Origin of the sequence: Pseudomonas sp. 21615526, assembly GCF_013386245.1 — a bacterium.
Classification (GTDB): domain Bacteria; phylum Pseudomonadota; class Gammaproteobacteria; order Pseudomonadales; family Pseudomonadaceae; genus Aquipseudomonas.
This window is the reverse complement of sequence record NZ_JACAOM010000069.1, coordinates 16,214-35,688: the sequence shown is the minus strand read 5'-3', so window position 1 is coordinate 35,688 and position 19,475 is coordinate 16,214. Positions and strand designations below refer to the sequence as shown.

Below are 19,475 nucleotides of genomic sequence, written 5' to 3'. Positions count from 1 at the left end.
GAGCCTAAAGTTTGTCCGGGTATGGCCGAAAACATGGCAAGCGTCCAAATACCCAGAGGTTTTTTTAACATGGTCATCGATTTCAGTCGTTTGAATAACGCCCTGCCAACGCCCGGTTCTTCGCGCACCAACGGTGCCAAAGACAGCGTTGAAGCCAAGTCCCAGCCTCTGCCTGCCAAGACAGAACAGGCCGGTGCGAGCCAAAGCGGGGAATCGGTACACCTGAGCAATGAGGCTCAACAGTTGCAGAAGGTCACTGACTCGCTGAGCGATCAGCCAGTTGTCAATAAAGCCCGTGTGGCCGAATTGAAACAGGCGATTGCCGATGGCAGCTATAAGGTCGACAGCAACCGTGTAGCCAGCAAACTGCTTAACTTCGAAGCCGAGCGCTAGGCAAAGGCCTGCGCCAGGCTTTTGGACGCTTAAACCCCAAGGCCAGCCATGCACGACGAAAACTTGCTACAACTGATCATTGAAGACCTGCCTCCCGCACAGCAGCTGCTGGAGCTCCTTCGAGAAGAATCACTGGCCCTATACGGCCGGGACATGCGCATGCTGGAAGAAATCCTGGCGCGCAAGCAATCGCTGATCGTCCTGCTGGAACAGCACGGCAAGAAGCGCAGCCAGATTCTGATCAGCCTGGGCCTCACGGCCGACCACAAGGGCCTGGAACAACTCGCCAGCCACTCCACGGTGGGCGACCAGTTGCTGGCCCAGAGCAAAGAACTCAACCAGTTGCTGACCCTGTGCCAGGAAACCAACCTCCTCAACGGCCAGGCCATCCAGCTTCAGCAAGCCACGACCGCCAATCAGTTGCGTATCCTCCACGGCGGCGAGCCTCCGGCTCTCTACAACGCTCAAGGCTCCACCTCACGCCTGGCCAAGCCAAGCACCCGCAGCCAAGCCTGAAACCAGTTTGAGCGCGCCCTATCCAAGTCGCGCCACATACTGGCAAAATGACAGCACTTGCGTGTAGTCGTATTTTGTCTGGAGATGGAAGAACCGTGTTCAACGCCCTTAACGCGGAAGATGCTCCGCAGCCACCCAAGGTACTCACCACGCCGCTGGAAATCGCTGGCACCTTGCGGATGCTGCAAGAAAGCCATGATCCGCTGATCATCACCTTCCATGAACGCAACCAGCGGTTTCAAAGCTACTTGGTGGAAATCGACCGGGACAGCAAGACACTGGCCCTGGACGAAATGGTCCCGCGCGACGGCGAACGCTACCTCGAGAATGGCGAAGCTTTCCGGATCGAAGGTTTTCACGAGGGGGTGCGGGTAGCCTGGGAAAGCAACGGCACCCTGACCCTCGATGAAGCCGGCGGCCACCGTATTTACCGCGGCAGCATGCCTGGCGAGGTGATTTACCATCAGCGTCGCAACGCCTTCCGCGCGGCGCTGAAGCTGGCGCAACTGGTGAGCGTCGAACTGGGCGGCGACAAACTCAAGGCCCCCATCAGCGGCAAGTTGCTGGATATTTCCGCCACCGGCTGCAAATTGCGCTTCGAAGGGGATATTTCCGAGCGCCTGCAACTGGGCCAGGTCTACGACCGATTTATCGCCGCGCTACCCTTTGGCAGCATGACCACCTCGGTAGAACTGCGTTACCTGCACTTCGAAGAAAGGATCAACACCACCTTCGCCGGCCTACGTTTTCATAACATGAGCGGGCTGGTGCAGCGCCAGGTCGAGCGGTTTGTGTATCAACTGCAGCGTGAAGCGCGCCGGTTTGACAAGGACGACGACCTTTAAACAATAAAGGTCGCGACAAAAAAACGGGCAGTCCCTCAAGGGGGCTGCCCGTTTTTGCTTTCAGGGGCGCGCCCTGCTCAAGTCGTGGGGGTGATCATCCGGGTCCGGATGCTCTGGTGGCTCGGTGACAGGCTCCGGCTGATCCAGCTCGGGATCGACTACTGGCTCGGGATCCACAACGGCGGTCTGCATCTGGTCCTGCACCACCTGTTCGTCCACTCGCGGATCGAGGCACGCTACCAGGGGCGAGCTGGACATGCTGTCGGGCATCGCCACGTGATGCAGCGGTGCGTCGTCCACCTGATGCAGGTTGGTGACCGCCTTGGGCCGGATGCGCCACACCAGGATCAATGCGCACACGCTGAAAAACGCATACAGCATATGGCTGCCGAACAGCTTCATCACCACACCGGCCAACAGCGGGCCGACACTGGCGCCGATGCCGTAGGTCACCAGCAACATCGCAGTGAGCGACACCCGGCGATCACCCTCGACGTGGTCGTTGGAAAACGCCACAGCCAGCGGGTACAGGCAGAACTGCACCAGGGAACAGAGAAAGCCCGCGACGAACAGCACTTCCAGTGGTACCTGGGTCATGATCGCCAACGGCAACGCGGCCACCGCCAGGCACAAGGCGAAACAGCGAATCAACAGCGCGCGGTCATATCGATCGGACAGCCAGCCCAATGGCCACTGCACCAGCAGCCCGGCGAAAATGCAACTACCCATGAACAGGCCGACCTGCTCGGTGGTCAGCCCTTGCTGAGACGCGTACAGCGGCGCCAAACCGTAGAACGAGCCGACGATCAGCCCGGCCCCCAACACCGTACTGAGGGACTGCGGCACCCGCTTGATAAAGAAGCGCGGCTCCATCGGCGCCGGATGCAGCGGCGCCGGGTGAATGCGGCGAGTCATGGCCACCGGCACCAGGCACAGCGCAAAACACAGCGCGACCAGCATCAGCAACTCAAGCCCCAACTGTGGGTGCATCACAAGGATCAACTGGCCCAGCACCAGGCCCAGGTACGAGGCGATCATATAGCCGCTGAACACCGCACCGCGTTGCTTGGCCTCAGCTTGTTCGTTAAGCCAGCTCTCGATGACCATGTACTGGCACATCATGCCCAGGCCGACAATCATCCGCAGCACAATCCAGGCTGGCAGCCAGTTGATCAGCCCGTGGCCCAACACCGCCGCGCCGACGATCCCGGCACAGGTGGCGTAGGCCCGGATATGCCCGACGCGGCCAATCAGGCGGTGACCGATCTTGCCCCCCAACACCAGGCCAAAATAATTGGCGGCCATCAACGCACCGACCCACAGGCTGTCGACATGATCTGCCGCCAGGCGCAAGGCCAGGTAAGTACTGAGCAGGCCAGAGCCGATCAGCATCATCAGGGAAGCAAAATAAAGGGCTCGAAAAGGTTTCCAGATCTGGCGCATCGGCGTTCCGAGCGGCTCCTTGCTGTGGGTGTCAGGACTACCGGAATGATAGTCCCGCGTCGTCGGGTCCGGACAGCCAAAACACGCGGTTGCCGGGGAATATTTTGCTCATGCCAATTGGCTACGTGTCAGACGCTCGCCAGTCACCCGCGAGGTACAGGATGCAGACGAATACTTGCGCCGCCCCGCTCTTGCCTCCCGTGTGAACCTCAAACGCGGGCAAGGTTCGGTTGGTGTTTGAAAAGACTGCCGCACTCAAACGCCCGGCCACAAAAAAGCCCCGCCAGATAAATCTGATCGGGGCTTGCGGACGTCGAGGCCGCTTGGGCAGCAACGGTGAAGTGGTGTCCCAGGGCCGGTTCGAACGGCCAACCTTCCCCTTAGGAGGGGGATGCTCTATCCAATTGAGCTACTGGGACTAATGACAGCCAACCGGCGATGGGCACGGCGACGGACGGCGTGCATGTTAACGGCGCAGGTGAATTTTGTCATGTCGTCCGTTGGCTTTTTGAGTGTAGGCCCATGCCAGTGACAGCCGGTGGTATTCCGCTCAACGATTACGGACGGTTCGGACCATCGTGCAAAATGCACTCCCCCAAAATGCCATCATTGCAAATTGCAACAGCATGGCAATCTGGACGCTATATAAATGTCTGATTTTAAAGGATTTATTGTCAATTAAAGACTGGCACGACACCTGCAATCCTTTATCCTACAAATACAGTCCGGCCCAGCCATCTGCGGAGAACATGCACATGAACAGCGCACTTCTACTAGCCCTCAATACCGTTGCACTGGCTGCGCTGGTGATGTTCCATTTTCAGTCCACCACTTCCGACGACGCCGCGCAGGTCAGCCAGGCGATTCCCCATCACCTGCAGCAGCGCCCGCAACTGGCTGTCATGAAGCCGAACATGCAATCCCCACTGCAACTGACCCAGGGCACTCAAGCTGCTCCTGCCGCTGAACACTGGGTTTTCTGAACCGCTTACCGGAGCATTCCATGAACAAGTCCGCCTGGCTGTTTCTGACCCTGGCACTGGCCGCCGCCGGCCTCGGCCTGAACGTATTGTCGCAAGACGTACAGACAGTCTCCTTCGTCGCCGCCGGCGTGTTTGGCAGCCTGTGGGTATTGGCAGTCTTCATTGGTCGGCGCATCAAATTCGATCCCGTACTGCGCTGAATCCCTCCGCTCGTCGCCCTCGCTAAAATCGCTGCCACGCCTCGGCTCGTCCGTCCGGACAGCCGACCATATGTCGCTCCGCATTCGTAAATTGGCAATTTGCCACTAATCTTAAAGTTAAGGGCAAAAGGCCATATTGCTATAGGATGTGCGCCCGAAAAGCCTTTTGCGCCCAGGGTCTGCGGGCTCAACACTCATTTGGGTGCGTCCGCGGAAAGTTTTCCAACCAGTCCGCAAATTTTGAAATGAGTACTGGCATAAAGCCGGTAGCCGGTTCAATATTTGTCACAGAATTGACGCCAAGGAACTGGCAAATCTGAGGCATGATGCGGCCTCTTTGCAATTCAGGTTGAACATTTGGCAGCAAACCTTGTCCTAACATGCATCTTGCGGCCAATTCCAAAAACCGCTCCCCTGAACTAACCGGTTAAATATATGCGCCCATTGAAACAGGCAATTTATTCCAGCCGTACGGCTGACAAGTTCGTCGTACGTCTGCCAGACGGAATGCGGGAACGCATTGCCGAGGTGGCTCGCAATCATCACCGCAGCATGAACTCCGAAATCATCGCACGCCTGGAACAAAGCCTGATTCAGGAAGGTGCGCTGGGCGACGAGCTGAGCATGCGCCTGGACAGCCCCGAGCTGTCACTGCACGAACGCGAACTGCTGCAGCGTTTTCGTCAGCTCTCCCACCGCCAGCAAAATGCTCTCGTCTCGCTGATCGCCCACGACGTTGAGGCAGCTGCAGAAGCCAACTGATTGGCAACTGAAAGCTGAAAGCCAGCCATGCGCTGGCTTTTTTTTGCCCGGGATTTGGTCAGGAAAGGATCAAGGGGCAAATGCCCCCGATCCATGGAAAGGATCAAAGCAGGAAGATGGTTGCCAGGCCCAGGAAGATGAAGAAGCCGCCACTGTCGGTCATGGCCGTGATCATCACACTGGCGCCCATCGCCGGGTCTCGTCCAAGGCGCACCAGGGTCATTGGAATCAGAACCCCCATCAACGCTGCCAGCAGCAGGTTAAGCGTCATGGCCGCCGTCATGACCACGCCGAGCGACCAGCTGCCATACAGCAGGTACGCCACGATACCGATGACACCGCCCCACACCAGGCCGTTGATCAGCGCGACCGCAAGCTCCTTGCGCATCAAACGCTTGCCATGCCCGGTCCCCACCTGATCCAGCGCCATGGCGCGGACGATCATGGTGATGGTCTGGTTACCCGAGTTACCGCCAATACCCGCCACAATCGGCATCAGTGCAGCCAGGGCCACGAGCTTCTCGATGGAGCCTTCAAACAGGCCGATCACTCGTGAAGCAATAAACGCGGTAATCAAATTCACCGCCAGCCAGGCCCAGCGGTTACGCAGGGACTTCCAGACCGACGCAAAAATATCCTCTTCTTCCCGCAGACCGGCCATGTTGAGGACTTCGCTTTCGCTCTCCTCACGAATCAGGTCGACCATTTCATCGATGGTCAGACGGCCGATCAGCTTGCCGTTCTTGTCGACCACCGGGGCCGAGATCAAGTCATAACGCTCAAACGCCTGGGCCGCGTCGTAAGCGTCTTCGTCCGGATGGAAACTCACCGGGTCACTGGCCATGACGTCCGCGACTTTTTTGTCCGGATCATTGACCAGCAGGCGCTTGATCGGCAGTACGCCCTTGAGGATCCCTTCGTAGTCGACCACGAACAGCTTGTCGGTGTGGCCTGGCAGCTCTTTCAACCGGCGCAGGTAGCGCAGAACCACTTCCAGGCTGACGTCTTCGCGGATGGTGACCATCTCGAAGTCCATCAACGCACCGACCTGCTCCTCGTCGTAGGACAACGCCGAGCGCACACGCTCGCGCTGCTGGCCATCGAGGGTTTCCATCAGCTCATGGACGACGTCACGCGGCAGCTCGGAAGCCAAGTCAGCGAGTTCGTCGGCATCCATGTCCTTGGCGGCCGCCAGGAGCTCGTGATCGTCCATGTCGGCGATCAGGGTTTCACGGACCGAGTCGGATACTTCGAGGAGGATGTCGCCGTCGCGGTCAGCCTTGACCAACTGCCAAAGGGTCAGGCGGTCATTCAGCGGCAAGGCTTCGAGGATGTAGGCAACGTCGGCGGAGTGCAGGTCATCGAGCTTGCGTTGCAGCTCGACAAGGTTTTGCCGGTGGACCAGGTTCTCGACCCGGTCATTGTTCGCGCCTTCCTGGCGATGCGTCAGGTCTTCGACCACGCGCTGGCGCTGCAGCAGCTCGACGACTTGAGCCAGGCGATCCTGCAGGCTTTCTTGTGTTTTCTTTACTTCAACTTCGGTCATAGGCGAACTCCACTCCCAGCAGCGGGGCACGCCGGAAGGATCAATCAGTCAATTCATGATTGGTAAAACGGGGTACTGAGTAACTACTGGGTAAGTCCATGGAGGTGTTCCACAAGCCCCGGCGGGGCTGACGGGCGCAATGATACACCGGGCGGCCGCGTTTAACGTCAAAAAACTGGAAAGAACAAGCGCTTGCGACACAAAGCTGAGCATTGGCCACACATATGAACTGCGACGACGCAGCTTGAGAGGAAAACACATGGGCGGGAGAAAAAGGCGCCCCGGGAAATAAAAACCCCAGACGGCAAAAAGCCCGCACTAGGCGGGCTTTTTGTTGTTTGGTGCACTCGACAGGATTCGAACCTGTGACCGCTCGGTTCGTAGCCGAGTACTCTATCCAGCTGAGCTACGAGTGCAGATTGTGTTTTTAGACCAGATCACAACTGGTTGAAGCCAAGCTACCTGCATTGCTGCAACTAACTCTTAAATGGTGCACTCGACAGGATTCGAACCTGTGACCGCTCGGTTCGTAGCCGAGTACTCTATCCAGCTGAGCTACGAGTGCATTTGTTGCCGCGCATTATAGGCCGTTCAATCTCTATGTAAAGCTATTTTTTCGTTTAGTTTCAACAACTTAGCGAAAAAACCAGATTGCAACGTACTAAGCAAATAATGGCGGAGAACGGGGGATTCGAACCCCCGACACCCTTTTGAGGTGTACTCCCTTAGCAGGGGAGCGCCTTCGGCCACTCGGCCAGCTCTCCGCAACACGGGGCGTATATTAACCAGCTTCATCCCCGTTTGCAAACATAAAAAACGATAAAAATTAATGGCTTGGTTCTTCGTCCTTCTCTTTCTTGATCCGCAGGTAGATTTCCTCGCGGTGGACAGCCACCTCTTTCGGAGCGTTAACCCCGATACGCACTTGATTGCCTTTGACGCCGAGCACGGTCACGGTGATTTCGCCATCACCAATAATCAGGCTTTCTGCGCATCGACGAGTCAGAATCAGCATACCTTTCTCCTCACGCATTTCATTTCGGGAACAACAGTCTGCAAAAAAAAGGCATTCGACCTACAACCAAATGGCCATAGCCCTACACGCCTAAGTATTGTCGAGCGCAGGTAAAAGAACAGGTCTTAACCACACACCCGACAAAAAAATGAAAGGCGCGGATAACCGCGCCTTCCTGGCAACGCATCACTCGCCCTGTCGGGCCGGAGCGTCCAGCTCAAAAGCGGTATGCAGTGCGCGTACAGCCAGTTCCAGGTACTTCTCTTCGATCACCACCGACACCTTGATTTCCGATGTGGAGATCATCTGGATGTTGATGCTTTCCTTGGCCAGGGCTTCGAACATGCGGCTGGCAACGCCCGCATGGGAACGCATGCCCACACCCACGATCGACACCTTGGCAATCTTCGTATCGCCGACCACTTCACGGGCGCCGATTTCCTTCGCAGTGTTCTGCAGGATCCGCTCCGCCGCATCGTACTCGTTGCGGTGCACGGTGAAGGTGAAATCGGTGGTGTTATCGTGCGAGACGTTCTGCACGATCATGTCGACTTCGATGTTCGCGCCACTGATAGGGCCCAGGATCTTGAAAGCCACGCCCGGGGTGTCTGGCACGCCACGGATAGTCAGCTTGGCTTCATCACGGTTGAAAGCGATACCGGAAATGATCGGCTGTTCCATGGATTCCTCTTCATCAATAGTAATGAGGGTGCCCGGACCCTCCTTGAAGCTGTGCAGTACGCGCAGCGGAACGTTGTACTTGCCGGCAAACTCAACGGCACGGATCTGCAACACCTTGGAACCGAGGCTGGCCATTTCCAGCATCTCTTCGAAGGTGATCTTGTCCAGGCGCTGGGCCACGGACACGACCCGCGGGTCGGTGGTGTAGACGCCATCCACATCGGTGTAGATCTGGCATTCGTCAGCCTTCAGGGCTGCCGCCAGGGCCACGCCAGTGGTGTCGGAACCGCCACGACCGAGGGTGGTGATGTTGCCGTGCTCGTCGACGCCCTGGAAACCGGCGACAACTACCACACGACCGGCTTTCAGGTCAGCGCGAATCTTCTGGTCATCAATCTGCAGGATGCGGGCTTTAGTGTGCGCGCTATCCGTAAGAATGCGGACCTGGTTGCCAGTGTAGGACACCGCCGGCACACCACGCTTGTTCAGCGCCATGGCCAGCAATGCGATGGTCACCTGCTCACCGGTGGAAATGATCACGTCCAGTTCACGGGGAACCGGTTGCTGATCGCCACTGATTTGCTTGGCCAGATCGATCAGGCGATTGGTCTCGCCGCTCATGGCCGACAGCACCACCACCAGGTCATCGCCGGCATCGCGGAATTTCTTAACCTTGTCGGCGACCTGCTCGATTCTTTCGACAGAGCCGACCGAGGTGCCTCCAAATTTCTGTACGATCAAAGCCATTTCTAAGCCGCCTCAGCCCGTAAAGGGGCGCCTGTTATTCAATCAACCAGCACTGACTGAGCCCGCGACTAGACCACGGGCTCATTAACAGCGTCTTAAATACCTGCCTCGACAAACGGCACGGTCAGGGCCAGGGCCGCGTCCAGGGCGCCGGCGTCAACACCACCGCCTTGCGCCATGTCCGGACGACCACCGCCCTTCCCGCCCACTGCCGCAGCGGCTTGCTTCATCAAATCACCGGCCTTGAGTTGGCCAGTCAGGTCTTTGGTTACACCGGCAACCAGAACGACCTTTTCCTCATGGACACTGCCGAGCAGGATCACTGCGCGGCCGAGCTTGTTCTTCAACTGATCGACCAAGGCCAACAGCGCCTTGCCGTCCTGACCGTCCAGGCGTACGGCCAGCACTTTCACACCCTTGACGTCCAGGGCGGAAGCCGACAGATCGTCGCCCGCCGCGCTGGCCGCCTTGGCCTGCAACTGCTCCAGCTGTTTCTCCAGCTGACGGTTGCGCTCCAGTACGCCGGAGAGCTTGTCGATCAGGTTGTCGCGGCTGCCCTTGACCAGGCCGGCCGCTTCCTTGAGTTGTTCTTCTGCCGCATTGAGGTAGGCCAGGGCCGCAGCACCGGTGATCGCTTCAATACGACGTACGCCGGAAGCCACGCCGCCTTCGCTGATGATTTTCAGCAGGCCGATGTCGCCGGTACGGCTGGCGTGAATACCACCACACAGCTCCACCGAGAAGCTGCCGCCCATGCTCAATACGCGCACTTCGTCGCCGTACTTCTCGCCAAACAGCGCCATGGCGCCTTTTTGCTTGGCGGTCTCGATATCGGTTTCTTCGGTTTCCACCGGGGTGTTCTTGCGAATCTCGGCGTTGACGATGTCTTCCAGGGCCTTCAACTGCTCAGGCTTGATCGCCTCGAAATGACTGAAGTCAAAACGCAGGCGCTGGCTATCGACCAACGAACCCTTCTGTTGCACATGCTCACCCAGCACCTGACGCAACGCAGCGTGCAGCAAGTGAGTGGCAGAATGGTTCAAGGCAGTTGCATGCCGTACGTCGGCATCTACCTGAGTGTCCACCGGCGCGCCGACGGTCAGGTTGCCCAGCACCAGCACGCCGTGATGCAGGAACGCACCGCCGGTCTTGGTGGTGTCGCGCACTTCAAAACGACCGGAGGTGGAGCTCAGGAAACCACAGTCGCCAACCTGGCCACCGGATTCAGCGTAGAACGGGGTCTGGTCGAGGACCACAACACCCTCGTCACCTTCGTTCAGCACGTCAACCGACTTGCCGTCCTTATAGATAGCCACGATCTTGGCCGAGCCAACGGTGGCTTCGTAACCAATGAACGAAGTCGCCACATCAACCTTTACCAGGGTGTTGTAGTCCAGGCCAAAGGAGCTGGCGGAACGGGCACGGACGCGCTGGGCTTCCATCTCACGCTCAAACCCGGCCTCGTCGATGGTCAGCTCGCGTTCGCGGGCGATGTCGGCGGTCAGGTCCATCGGGAAACCGTAGGTGTCGTACAGCTTGAACACGACGTCGCCCGGCACCACGGTGCCCTTGAGCTCCGCCAGGTCCTGCTCGAGGATCTTCAGGCCGTGCTCCAGGGTCTTGGAGAACTGCTCTTCTTCAGCCTTGAGCACGCGCTCGATGTTGGCTTGCTGCTGCTTGAGTTCCGGGAAGGCATCGCCCATCTCGGCCACCAGCGCGGCAACGATCTTGTAGAAGAAGCTGCCGGTGGCGCCCAGCTTGTTACCGTGACGGCAGGCACGACGGATGATGCGGCGCAGCACATAGCCACGGCCTTCGTTCGACGGCAGCACGCCATCGGCGATCAGGAAGCCGCAGGAACGGATGTGATCCGACACCACCTTGAGCGACGACTGGTTGTCGTTGGCACAGCCAATGGCCGCCGCCGAAGCGCTCAGCAGGTTGGTGAACAGGTCGATCTCGTAGTTGGAGTGAACGTGCTGCATCACCGCACTGATCCGCTCCAGGCCCATGCCGGTGTCCACCGACGGCGCTGGCAACGGATGCAACACGCCATCGGCGGTGCGGTTGAACTGCATGAACACGTTGTTCCAGATTTCAATGTAGCGGTCGCCGTCTTCTTCCGGCGAGCCCGGTGGGCCACCCCAGATGTCGGCGCCGTGATCGTAGAAAATCTCGGTGCACGGGCCGCACGGGCCGGTATCGCCCATGGTCCAGAAGTTGTCGGACGCGTAAGGCGCGCCCTTGTTGTCGCCGATGCGAATCATGCGCTCGACTGGCACCCCGATTTGCTGGGTCCAGATGTCGTAGGCTTCGTCATCGGTGGCGTAGACGGTCACCCAGAGTTTTTCCTTCGGCAGCTTCAGCACGCCGGTCAGGAAGGTCCAGGCAAAGGTGATCGCGTCTTTCTTGAAATAGTCGCCGAAGCTGAAGTTACCCAGCATCTCGAAGAATGTGTGGTGGCGGGCGGTGTAGCCCACGTTTTCCAGGTCGCTGTTCTTGCCGCCGGCGCGTACGCACTTCTGGCTGCTGGTGGCGCGGGTGTAGGCGCGCTTTTCCTGGCCCAGGAAGCAGTCCTTGAACTGGTTCATCCCCGCGTTGGTGAACAGCAGGGTTGGGTCATTGCCTGGGATCAAGGAGCTGGAGGCGACACGGGTGTGACCTTGCTCTTCGAAGAAGCGAAGGAAGGCTTCACGGATTTCTGCGCTTTTCATTAGGTTCTTCCACGGAGGCTGCGGCCAAAGGCCAGTGCTAAACGTCATCAGACGGAGCGACGGCAAAGGGCCGCATTATATCGGCCCTTTGCCCGTGGTACAGCGTGTTTATGTGATAGAAACAGTCAATTAGACGGTCTGCACTGTCATTTCCGGGAAAACTCGACAAATGTCGCGAGCACTTGCTCGATCTGCGCCCGGCTGACGTCCAGGTGCGTGACCATGCGCAGGCGCGGCGCCGCGCTCAACTTGATCCCGCGTTCGGCAGCAAACGCCTTCAAGGCCTGGGCTCGATCACCGATGTCGACGTAGACCATATTGGTCTGCACCGGCTCCACCGTATAACCCGCCTTGCGCAGTTCATCCCCCAGCCATTGGGCATTGGCGTGGTCGTCGGCCAGGCGCTGCACCTGGTGATCCAGGGCGTACAGCCCCGCCGCCGCCAGCGAACCGGCCTGGCGCATGCCGCCACCGACCATCTTGCGCAAACGACGGGCCTTGGCGATCAACGCGGTGGAGCCGCACAGCACCGAGCCGATCGGCGCGCCCAGGCCCTTGGACAGGCACACCGACACCGAATCGAAGTGCTGGGCAATTTCCCGCGCATCCACACCCAGCTTGACCGCCGCGTTGTAGAGCCGCGCGCCGTCCAGGTGCAAGGCCAGGCCGTGTTCCCGGGTAAAGGCTCGCGCGGCCGCCAGGTATTCCAGCGGCAGGACCTTGCCCTGCATGGTGTTTTCCAGCGCCAACAAGCGGGTACGGGCGAAGTGGAAGTCGTCCGGCTTGATCGCGGCCAGCACGTGCTCCAGGTTCAGGGAACCGTCGGCCTGCACTTCCAGGGGTTGTGGCTGGATCGAGCCGAGAACCGCCGCGCCGCCGCCTTCGTATTTGTAGGTGTGGGCCTGCTGACCGACGATGTATTCCTCGCCACGCTCACAGTGCGCCATCAACGCCAGCAGGTTGCTCATGGTGCCGGTGGGCACGAACAACGCGGCGGCAAAACCCAGGCGCCTGGCCAGTTCGGCTTCCAGGCGATTGACGCTCGGGTCCTCGCCGTAGACGTCGTCGCCGCTGGCGGCAGTGGCCATCGCCTCGAGCATGCCAGGGGTCGGTTGGGTCACTGTGTCGCTGCGCAGGTCAATCACGTTCATCAAACTAGCCTCTAGCGGATTGGAGCGTTTCTTGTGTTAACGATTACTGCGGGCAAACCCGCGGAATATCAAGCCCCGTGCTTGCACAATCGAATACCAACCAAACAAACCGATATAGGTTATCGATAAACCAACCGTGCAGTTTCTGAAAAACCATGATAAAAACTCTCCGCCGCCAGGGTTCTGGCGGCAACGTTCTCAGGGCGGGGTGTAATTCCCCACCGGCGGTAATTGCACGCAACGTGCATAGCCCGCGAGCGCTTGGCGCCTCGAACTGCCTCGGCAGGACGGCGACAAGGTCAGCAGACCCGGTGTGATCCCGGGGCCGACGGTCATAGTCCGGATGAAGAGAGAACGGGATTGGCACCTAAGGGCCGCGCTGACGTCATGTTCACATGAGCCAGCTGTGCGTACCCTTAAATCCCATTCGATTCATAACGCCCTGTTTTTTTCTTAAACAGGAGTCAGAACATGCAACCCACCGCAATCGACAGCAAAAGCAAAAACCATCACGGCGAGCGCGTCGCGTTTATCCAGGCCTGCTGGCACAAGGATATTGTCGACCAATCCCGTAAAGGTTTCCTCGCCGAAATGATCGCCCAGGGCTACCAGGAATCGGACATCGATTTCTTCGAAGTCGGCGGCGCCTTTGAAATGCCCCTGCACGCCAAGCTGCTGGCCAAGTCCGGCCGTTATGCCGGTATCGTCGCGGCCGCCCTGGTGGTGGACGGCGGGATCTACCGTCACGAGTTCGTGGCCCAGTCCGTGGTCAGCGGCCTGATGCAGGTCCAGCTGGAAACCGAAGTGCCGGTGTTCTCGGTATCCCTGACCCCGCACCACTTCCACGCGGGCAGCGAGCACCATACGTTCTTCTATGAGCACTTCGTGCACAAGGGCCAGGAAGCGGCACGCACCTGCGCCGACACCCTGCACAAGGTTCGCGCACTGCGTCGCAATGAGCCACGGGCTCTCGCGGTTTAAGCAACACTGCAAAGCAAATGTGGGAGCGGGCTTGCTCGCGAAAGCGGAGTGTCAGTCAATACATGTCTGACTGATACACCGCCTTCGCGAGCAAGCCCGCTCCCACATTTGACCGAGTCAGTCTCGGGATTCAGGCCAGGCCGGCATCCGTGGTCGGCACAATCAATATCCCTGCTCGCAAGCCATTCTTGACCTTCGGGTTCGGGAAGATGATGCGTGCGCCCTCCTCCTCGATCACCCAGCGGGTCTTGGCAATGTCCTCGGCCAGCAGATAACCCTTCTCCAACTCCGAAAAGTTTTCCACGTCCGCCGGCAAATGCAGGACGAAGGTATCGCTGTGCTTGATCACTTCCCGGGAGACGCTGAACAGCTGCAGGCCATCCAGGCTCTCGGTGGCCGGCTCGTTGCCTTCGATGATCTGCGTGAGGCGGGTTTCCAGGCGCGATACGTCCACGCCCTGGTTCTGCCCGAACGGCCGGGCCTTGCCCAACTCCAGGGTGAAGGACTCGGCCTCCAGCTGCTCATAGGTAAACGCCGTGAAGGTGATCGACGTCTTGTTCTGCAACAGCACCGCCTCCAGGCCGGCGGCTCGCAGGCGCGCCAGTTCACGACGTGAATGCTGGCGACCGTCCTTCCACGGGTACAGTGCGAACTGCTCGATCTTCGAGCCACGGATGGCGGTGTGCAGGTCGTAGTGCAAACGGCTACGCCCAGGCACGCTGAAGAAGGTGCGGGCCAACTGCTCAAGCTCGGCGGCGCGCATGGCTTCGGGGCCGATGTTTTGTTCGTGACGGCCGTTGAACAGCCGGTTGACGTCCAGTTCGAGGTAACGCTCGCCGCGGCGCATGGCCTCAGGGTTGCCGAACAGGAACAGGATACGGGTGCGGGGCTTGATCTCCCCACGGGCAATGCCCTGCAGCAAGCGGTCGGCCAATTCGATTGGCGCGGTTTCGTTGCCATGGATGCCGGACGACAGCAGCACGTCGCCGCCGTTGTCCCGCGCCTCAGGAGGCCGCACTTCCAGCGCGCCCTCACTGAGCCAGCGCAGTTGCACGCCGTCGACAGTCAGTTGAATTTTTTGCGCCGGTTCGCGACCGGCGAGGGTCAGTTCAAGCAGTTTGCCGAGGGCGAGCATACGCAGCTTCCTTAGTGGTTGCAGCCAGGACCGTGGACGTGATCGTCGTCATCACCTTCAACGTCGGCCGGTTCCATTTCCAGTTGCAGGCTCATCAGGTTGGTGGCCAATGGGCGCATCAGCAGGTTGGCGTATTCCGCGTCGCCTTCTTCCACGTCCACGCCGATCAGCAGTTGGCCACGGCCGTCGTGCTGGATCCAGATCTCCTTGCCCTGCCACACCACGGCGACGCGGGTGCAGGAGGTTTCCAGCTGGGTGCCGTCGGTATCTTCAAGGATCAGTTTCAGGGTGTCGGTGGTCATAAATAGTTCTCAGCCGTGCGGCGTTAATTGATCTGGAAAGGATAAACCGAGCCCAGTTTAAGGATTTGCGTCAGTTCATCCAGTGCCGTCCGGCACTCAAGCAGCAATTGCGGGTCAGCCAGGTCGGTTTCCCGCAGGCTGTCGCGGTAGTGCTTGTCGACCCATTGGGTCAGCGTGTCGTACAACGGCGCCGTCATGATAACCCCTGGGTTGACCGCCGCCAGTTCGGTTTCATTCAAGGCTACACGCAAGCGCAGGCACGCCGGGCCACCGCCGTTCTGCATGCTTTGCTTGAGGTCGAAGACTTTGACTTCACGGATCAGCCCGCCGGAGGACGTCAGGCCTTGCAGGTACTGCCAGACACGCTCGTTGGCGCGGCATTCTTCCGGCACGATCAGCAGCATCGAACCGTCGGCGCGGGTCAGCAGCTGGCTGTTGAACAGGTAGGAACGCACCGCGTCTTCAACACCCACCTGGGCCCGTGGCACGCAGATCGACTGGAAATTGCCACCGAGCTTGCCGAGCTTGCCCTGCAATTCACCGAGCATCTGATCGGTATTGAGGAACGCATCCTCGTGATAGAACAGCACCTCGCCATTGCCCACCGCGATCACATCGTTGTGGAACACACCGGCATCGATCACCGCCGGGTTCTGCTGGGCGTAGACCACGCCGTCATCCCGCAGGCCGTGCAGGCGCGCGACCGCCTGGGAAGCTTCAAGGGTCTGGCGTGCCGGGTACTTTTGCGGCGCCGGGTAGCGGGTGTCGAACGCGCTGCGGCCGAACACGAAAAACTCTACGCCCGCCTCGCCATAGTCCCGGCAGAAACGCGTGTGGTTGGCCGCGCCTTCGTCACCGAACTGCGCCACCGCCGGTAATGCGGCGTGGTGGGCGAAGTGCTTCTGGTCAGCGAACATCGCCCCCAGCACGCGGCTGGTGGTCGGGTGTTCGATGCTGCGGTGGTATTTGCAGTTGAGGTTGGCGGCGGTGAAATGCACGCGGCCGTCAAAGGTGTCGGCGCTCGGGCTGACGGTCGCGGCATTGGCCACCCACATGCTCGACGCCGAGCAACTGGCAACCAGCAGCGGCATGGCTTGCTTGGCGGCCTGCTGGATGACTTGTGCGTCGGTGCCGGCAAAACCGAGGTTGCGCAAGGCGGCCACATCCGGACGTTCCTGGGGCGCCAGCACACCTTGCACAAAGCCCATTTCCATCAGGGCCTTCATCTTCGCCAAGCCTTGCAGCGCCGCTTCCTTCGGGTTGGAGGACTGCTGGCTGTTGCTTTGGGACGCGACGTTGCCGTAGGACAAGCCGCCGTAGTTATGGGTCGGCCCCACTAGACCGTCAAAATTGACTTCACAGGATTTCATCGGCGAGGCTCCACGAACATCTGTATTTTTATAGGCATCAAATTACTTGAACACACCACAAATCAAGTGTGGGAGCGGGCTTGCTCGCGAAAGCGGTGGTTCAGTCGCCTGAAATGTTGAATGACACACCGCCTTCGCGAGCAAGCCCGCTCCCACATTTAGATCAGCGTCACACCCGGGGTTAACGTCGCCGGTAGCACCAGGCTCGGGGTCTCAAGGGAGGCCACCGGGTACGCGCAATAGTCCGCCGCGTAATAGGCGCTGGCGCGATGATTGCCCGAAGCCCCTACCCCGCCAAATGGCGCGCTGCTCGCAGCACCCGTCAGCTGTTTGTTCCAGTTGACGATCCCGGCACGGCTTTCCAGCCAGAACTGCTGGTAACGCGCCTCGGAATCCGACAGCAACCCGGCCGCCAAGCCGTATTGAGTGTTGTTGGCCTCGGCAATCGCCGCCTCGAAATCAGCGTAGCGGATCACTTGCAGCAGTGGGCCGAACAGCTCTTCGTCAGCGCGTTCCGTAACCTCGGTCACATCGATAATCCCCGGCGTCAGCAACGCAGCCTGGGCCTGGGGTTGAGTCATTTCCAACAGCGCCACGGCGCCATTGGCCAACAGCAATTCCTGGGCATCCATCAACGCCTTGGCAGCACCGAGGGAAATCACCGAGCCCATGAACGGCGCCGGCGTTTGGTCAAATGCGCCGACTTCGATGGTCGAGCTCACCGCCACCAGGCGTGCGAGCAACGCATCGCCCCAGGCGCCTTCCGGCACCAGCAGGCGACGGGCACAGGTGCAACGCTGGCCAGCGGAGATAAACGCCGACTGGATAATGGTGTACACGGCCGCATCCACATCGGCCACTTCGTCCACCACCAGCGGGTTGTTGCCGCCCATTTCCAGCGCGAGGATCTTGTCCGGGCGCCCGGCGAATTGCTGGTGCAGATGGTTGCCGGTGCGGCTGGAGCCGGTGAAGAACAGACCGTCGATGCCCGGATTCGCCGCCAGGGCGATCCCGGTTTCCCGTGCGCCTTGCAGCAGGTTCAACACGCCCGCCGGCAGGCCGGCGTCGATCCAGCATTGCACGGTCAGTTCGGCGACTTTCGGGGTCAGCTCACTCGGTTTGAACAGCACGGTGTTACCCGCCAGCAAGGCCGGCACGATATGCCCGTTAGGCAAGTGACCCGGGAAGTTGTAGGGGCCAAACACCGCCACTACACCGTGGGGCTTGTGGCGCAACACGGCAGTGGCGTCGCCCAATGGGCCGCTCTTCTCGCCGGTACGCTCGCGGTAGCTTTGCACCGAGATCGCGACCTTGTTGACCATGCTGGTGACTTCAGTCGCCGATTCCCACAGAGGCTTGCCGGTTTCCTCACCGATGCAGCGGGCGAGTTCGTCAGCACGACTCTTCAAATTGGCGGCGAAGGCTTCCAGCACGCTCAGGCGCTCTTCCAAGGAACGCTTGGCCCAAGCCGGAAACGCCTGGCGGGCAGCCTGGACGGCGGACTCGACCTGCTCGGCGGTGGCGCCATTACCCGACCACACCACCTGCTGGGTCACCGGGTTCAGCGACTCAAACACTTCACCCTGGCCAGCCAGCCATTCACCTGCGATGTATAGCGAATTCATTATTTCGACTCCCGGGCAGCGGACAACGGTACGGCACGCACTTGATCACCGGCGATCAGTTGCAGGCGCTTGGCGGTCTGTTGATCGACCACCAGGGTGCCCGCAGCCAACCGCGCCGGCGCGGCGGTGATGCGGCAATCTTCACGTTTGCGGTTATGGATCAGGAACGGCGTGGCGTCGTCGCCCGGCGTACCAATCGCCAGCACCAGCGCCTCGCTGTCGCGCACGGCGCGGATCTTGGTGGTTTCACACTCCACCGCCGGGCCCGCGTCGAAGATGTCGACGTAGCCCTGGTAGCTGAAACCTTCGCTCTTAAGCATGCTCAGGGCCGGCTCGGTGTCGGTGTGGACCTTGCCGATCACATTGCGCGCGTCTTCAGACAGGAAGCAGGTGTACAGCGGAAACTTCGGCATCAGCTCGGCGATAAACGCCTTGTTGCCCACGCCGGTGAGGTAGTCGGCCTGGCTGAATTCCATCTTGAAGAAGTGCCGGCCCAGGCTTTCCCAGAACGGCGAGCGCCCGGCTTCGTCGGACATGCCGCGCATCTCGGCGATGATCTTGTTGCCGAACAGCTGCGGGAATTCCGCGATAAACAGCATGCGCGCCTTGGCCAGCATGCGGCCGTTAAGGCCGTTGCGGTAATCGGCGTGCAGGAACAACGAGCACAGCTCGGAGTTGCCGGTCAGGTCGTTGGCCAGAAACAGCGTCGGGATTTCACGGTAGATGTTCAGCTCCTGGGAGGCGCTGACCGTCAGGCCGACCCGGAAGTTGTACCAGGGCTCACGCAGGCCGACGGCACCGGCGATGGCGGAAATCCCCACCACGCGACCCTCGTCGTTTTCCAGCACGAACAGGTAGTCTGCATCACCACGCCCGGCTTCGCCGCGAAAGGTCTTTTCAGCCCAGCCGACCCGATGGGTCAGGCGCTCTTCGTTGGCCGGCAAGGTGGTGAGGCCGGTGCCGGTGCTGCGCGCCAGATCAATCAGGGCCGGTAAATCGCTGCTGCGTACGGGACGAACGATCATGCTATCTCCTCAAACGGGCCGCCTTGCAAGCCACCCGCGAA

Annotated in this window: 18 protein-coding genes, 4 tRNA genes and 1 riboswitch; of the genes, 7 read left to right on the top strand and 15 right to left on the bottom strand. The window is 59.8% G+C overall.

All coding sequences use genetic code 11. The annotated features are described in order from the left end of the window. The first annotated feature begins 69 nt into the window (after positions 1 to 69). From flgM to HX786_RS19670, 3 genes are all read left to right on the top strand, one after another. The gene (gene flgM, locus HX786_RS19680; protein WP_003214254.1) at positions 70 to 393 is read left to right on the top strand and encodes a flagellar biosynthesis anti-sigma factor FlgM; all 324 of its coding nucleotides are present in this window, start codon (positions 70 to 72) and stop codon (positions 391 to 393) included. A 48-nt stretch (positions 394 to 441) separates the two neighbouring features. Then, positions 442 to 909 (top strand): flagellar protein FlgN, encoded by a 468-nt coding sequence (gene flgN, locus HX786_RS19675; RefSeq protein ID WP_003214256.1) that lies wholly within the window; start codon positions 442 to 444, stop codon positions 907 to 909. 95 nt (positions 910 to 1,004) lie between these two features. After that, positions 1,005 to 1,754 (top strand): flagellar brake protein, encoded by a 750-nt coding sequence (locus tag HX786_RS19670; protein WP_087694479.1) that lies wholly within the window; start codon positions 1,005 to 1,007, stop codon positions 1,752 to 1,754. 60 nt (positions 1,755 to 1,814) lie between these two features. Here the strand turns inward: HX786_RS19670 and HX786_RS19665 are convergent, their stop codons facing one another. Continuing rightward, the gene (locus HX786_RS19665; protein ID WP_102369716.1) at positions 1,815 to 3,197 is read right to left on the bottom strand and encodes an MFS transporter; all 1,383 of its coding nucleotides are present in this window, start codon (positions 3,195 to 3,197) and stop codon (positions 1,815 to 1,817) included. 342 nt (positions 3,198 to 3,539) lie between these two features. Continuing rightward, a tRNA-Arg gene (locus HX786_RS19660) sits at positions 3,540 to 3,616 on the bottom strand. Between the two features lie 336 nt (positions 3,617 to 3,952). Between HX786_RS19660 and HX786_RS19655 the strand changes: the two genes are divergently transcribed. The 3 genes from HX786_RS19655 (at position 3,953) to HX786_RS19645 (ending at position 5,142) form a co-directional block, all read left to right on the top strand. Further along, the gene (locus tag HX786_RS19655) at positions 3,953 to 4,180 is read left to right on the top strand and encodes a hypothetical protein (RefSeq protein ID WP_102604982.1); all 228 of its coding nucleotides are present in this window, start codon (positions 3,953 to 3,955) and stop codon (positions 4,178 to 4,180) included. Between the two features lie 20 nt (positions 4,181 to 4,200). Then, positions 4,201 to 4,380: a PA3371 family protein gene (locus tag HX786_RS19650; protein WP_003214263.1), complete on the top strand. Its 180-nt coding sequence runs from the start codon at positions 4,201 to 4,203 to the stop codon at positions 4,378 to 4,380. 435 nt (positions 4,381 to 4,815) lie between these two features. Then, on the top strand, positions 4,816 to 5,142 hold the full coding sequence (locus HX786_RS19645; protein ID WP_003175643.1) for an Arc family DNA-binding protein: 327 nt from the start codon (positions 4,816 to 4,818) through the stop codon (positions 5,140 to 5,142). Positions 5,143 to 5,245: 103 nt separating this feature from the next. Here the strand turns inward: HX786_RS19645 and mgtE are convergent, their stop codons facing one another. The 8 genes from mgtE to ltaE all read right to left on the bottom strand — a co-directional run bounded on the left by mgtE (position 5,246) and on the right by ltaE (position 12,996). Beyond that, entirely contained in the window at positions 5,246 to 6,688 is a 1,443-nt protein-coding gene (gene mgtE / locus HX786_RS19640) for a magnesium transporter (protein WP_003214265.1), read from the bottom strand. Positions 6,689 to 7,027: 339 nt separating this feature from the next. Continuing rightward, positions 7,028 to 7,104, bottom strand: a tRNA-Arg gene (locus tag HX786_RS19635). 72 nt (positions 7,105 to 7,176) lie between these two features. Next, positions 7,177 to 7,253, bottom strand: a tRNA-Arg gene (locus tag HX786_RS19630). Positions 7,254 to 7,361: 108 nt separating this feature from the next. Continuing rightward, positions 7,362 to 7,452: transfer RNA gene (locus HX786_RS19625), tRNA-Ser, on the bottom strand. Between the two features lie 62 nt (positions 7,453 to 7,514). Continuing rightward, positions 7,515 to 7,703, bottom strand: coding sequence for a carbon storage regulator CsrA (gene csrA / locus HX786_RS19620; protein ID WP_002554426.1), 189 nt, complete (start codon positions 7,701 to 7,703; stop codon positions 7,515 to 7,517). A 186-nt stretch (positions 7,704 to 7,889) separates the two neighbouring features. Next, positions 7,890 to 9,131 (bottom strand): aspartate kinase, encoded by a 1,242-nt coding sequence (locus tag HX786_RS19615; protein WP_003214308.1) that lies wholly within the window; start codon positions 9,129 to 9,131, stop codon positions 7,890 to 7,892. A 95-nt stretch (positions 9,132 to 9,226) separates the two neighbouring features. After that, positions 9,227 to 11,845 (bottom strand): alanine--tRNA ligase, encoded by a 2,619-nt coding sequence (gene alaS, locus HX786_RS19610; RefSeq protein WP_063027864.1) that lies wholly within the window; start codon positions 11,843 to 11,845, stop codon positions 9,227 to 9,229. Positions 11,846 to 11,991: 146 nt separating this feature from the next. Continuing rightward, positions 11,992 to 12,996, bottom strand: coding sequence for a low-specificity L-threonine aldolase (gene ltaE, locus HX786_RS19605; protein WP_102606409.1), 1,005 nt, complete (start codon positions 12,994 to 12,996; stop codon positions 11,992 to 11,994). A 190-nt stretch (positions 12,997 to 13,186) separates the two neighbouring features. After that, a riboswitch (FMN riboswitch) is annotated at positions 13,187 to 13,356 on the top strand. Between the two features lie 111 nt (positions 13,357 to 13,467). Here ltaE and HX786_RS19600 point away from each other — a divergent pair. Then, entirely contained in the window at positions 13,468 to 13,977 is a 510-nt protein-coding gene (locus tag HX786_RS19600) for a 6,7-dimethyl-8-ribityllumazine synthase (RefSeq protein ID WP_003214313.1), read from the top strand. A gap of 130 nt (positions 13,978 to 14,107) precedes the next feature. On the opposite strand, the gene astE is transcribed toward HX786_RS19600, so the two are convergent. The 5 genes from astE to astA all read right to left on the bottom strand — a co-directional run bounded on the left by astE (position 14,108) and on the right by astA (position 19,434). After that, the gene (astE, locus tag HX786_RS19595; protein WP_178912490.1) at positions 14,108 to 15,112 is read right to left on the bottom strand and encodes a succinylglutamate desuccinylase; all 1,005 of its coding nucleotides are present in this window, start codon (positions 15,110 to 15,112) and stop codon (positions 14,108 to 14,110) included. 11 nt (positions 15,113 to 15,123) lie between these two features. Beyond that, positions 15,124 to 15,414: a hypothetical protein gene (locus HX786_RS19590; RefSeq protein WP_003214319.1), complete on the bottom strand. Its 291-nt coding sequence runs from the start codon at positions 15,412 to 15,414 to the stop codon at positions 15,124 to 15,126. A 23-nt stretch (positions 15,415 to 15,437) separates the two neighbouring features. Next, positions 15,438 to 16,784, bottom strand: a complete 1,347-nt coding sequence (gene astB, locus HX786_RS19585; RefSeq protein WP_102369720.1) for an N-succinylarginine dihydrolase — start codon at positions 16,782 to 16,784, stop codon at positions 15,438 to 15,440. 158 nt (positions 16,785 to 16,942) lie between these two features. Next, entirely contained in the window at positions 16,943 to 18,412 is a 1,470-nt protein-coding gene (gene astD, locus HX786_RS19580) for a succinylglutamate-semialdehyde dehydrogenase (RefSeq protein WP_168197533.1), read from the bottom strand. After that, the gene (astA, locus tag HX786_RS19575; RefSeq protein ID WP_003214325.1) at positions 18,409 to 19,434 is read right to left on the bottom strand and encodes an arginine N-succinyltransferase; all 1,026 of its coding nucleotides are present in this window, start codon (positions 19,432 to 19,434) and stop codon (positions 18,409 to 18,411) included. The genes astD and astA overlap by 4 nt, the downstream gene beginning before the upstream one ends. Between the last annotated feature and the right edge of the window lie 41 nt (positions 19,435 to 19,475).